This is a genomic window from Virgibacillus carmonensis, assembly GCF_057836705.1.
In genome coordinates this window covers 1-589 of sequence record NZ_JBYQFJ010000285.1, presented here as the reverse complement: position 1 = coordinate 589, position 589 = coordinate 1, and the positions used below count along the sequence as shown (strand labels likewise).

General features: G+C 42.4%; 1 protein-coding gene. It reads right to left on the bottom strand.

Annotated features, from left to right (window positions below; genetic code table 11):
* Window positions 1–187: 187 nt before the first annotated feature.
* Window positions 188–589 (bottom strand): histidine utilization transcription antiterminator HutP (gene hutP, locus AC3G7N_RS21905; protein WP_489424233.1); only part of this gene is annotated, 402 nt, incomplete at its 5' end.

Sequence of the window (589 nt, the reverse complement as noted above, 5' to 3'; positions counted from 1 at the left end):
CGTTGCTAATTCCACGCTTTCGTTGTCAAAAACAACGCGTTTCACTTCCTCAAATGTTAACGTTTTACCGGTTAAAATAACCATACACTTTGCACCTCCAAGTTATCTCATTAAATACACAAAGGGGCCGTATAGCACATACCTGTGCCACACGACCCCCTATCAACTAATTACTCTGAGTCTTACGTTATATGTGATTGATTCCAAGTCCGATAGCTTCATGTTCCAGTCCTTTGACCGGAGCGCCAATCGTCCCATAAAGAGCAACAGCTATCCATTCGCCCTCTTCCTTATCTTTATAAGGATTGCCCCGAACAATCGCAAATTGTAAACCAACCGTTCGAAGTAATGTTCCGATTTGATTATTTCCACGTGTTACCCCACTCATAGCCTCTAAGATTGCATGGTACAGTGCATGCGTTTCGCGGTACAGGCTGGATTTGATAATTCCTTGATTCTTAGCAGCTGTCTCAACTGCCGCCACAACCTTTTGCCCGTCCATTGATCCGACCTTACCTTTGCAATACTTCCAGTCTAGTTGTCTTAACTTTTCAGGTAATTGATCTTCTTTATGCAATAAAAGCAATAA